Origin of the sequence: Nitrosomonas sp. Nm84, assembly GCF_003201565.1 — a bacterium.
GTDB lineage: Bacteria > Pseudomonadota > Gammaproteobacteria > Burkholderiales > Nitrosomonadaceae > Nitrosomonas.
Map to the genome: position 1 here is coordinate 1 of NZ_QJJP01000088.1, position 1069 is coordinate 1069.

Here is a 1069-nt window from a genome sequence, read left to right on the forward strand (position 1 = left end):
TGTTGACACCGATCGAAACTTGACACTAAAAGCCTAGTTGTACCGGTTGAAAACTGACCAGGTAATTCACGTATCTTGCCTAAATTTTAGGCGGGAGAATTTAAGAGGTGATTACCATGGTTATGTATGCAAAGATACGGCGGATGTATTACCGTGAACATCTGTCAATTAATGAGATTCAGCGCCGAACGAGTCTGTCACGGAACACGATAAAGAAGTGGTTGAAAGCGCCAAACGACAGCGCGGTTAAATATCAGAGAGCGAAGAAGCCTGGCAAGCTGACACTATTTGAATCCAGGTTGCTGTTGGCGCTAGAAGCGGATGCACGTCGTCCGAAGAAGGATCGGCGCACAGCGTTGATGCTGTTCAAAGAGATATTGAACGAAGGCTATACGGGCGGTTATAGCATTGTTTGCGATTTTATCCGAGGGTGGCGTAATCAAGGCAATCAGAGTAAATCGGTGTATGTGCCGCTGCGGTTTACGTTGGGTGAAGCTTTTCAGTTTGACTGGAGCGAAGAGTGGCTGGTGATTGGCGGCATTCACCGCAAGGTGTTGGCGGCACACACCAAGCTATGCGCCAGTCGTGCTTTCATGTTGTCGGGTTATCCGTCACAAAGCCACGAGATGTTGTTTGAAGCTCATACTCGTGCATTCACAGCTTTTGGCGGTGTGCCGAAACGTGGCATTTACGACAACATGAAGACGGCCGTGGACAAGGTGTCCAAAGGTAATGGGCGAATAGTCAATACGCGCTTCTTTGCGATGACGGCGCATTATCTGTTTGATCCGGATTTCTGCAATGTTGCTTCCGGCTGGGAGAAAGGCGTCGTCGAGAAGAATGTTCAGGATATGCGCCGCCGCCTTTGGAATGAAGCCAAACAGCAGCAATTCGGGTGCCTTGCGCAACGGCGCGCCATTTGCTGAATTACCGGCGCCCCTGTTGCAGTTGCAAACAGCATTGCGGCGTAGAGAACGTCAGCAGGCTGATCGAATCATGGCAAAAGTACTCAGCCTGGTACCAATGCATGGGCTCGAAGCGGTGCTAGTCGCCGTTGAGCTGGTGTTGG

At 50.4% G+C, this 1069-nt stretch carries 1 pseudogene; it reads left to right on the top strand.

Going from position 1 to position 1069, the window contains the following annotated elements:
- Nucleotides 1-116: 116 nt before the first annotated feature.
- A pseudogene (gene istA / locus C8R34_RS16210) lies at nt 117-917 on the top strand (IS21 family transposase); the annotation flags it as partial.
- Nucleotides 918-1069: the final 152 nt, after the last annotated feature.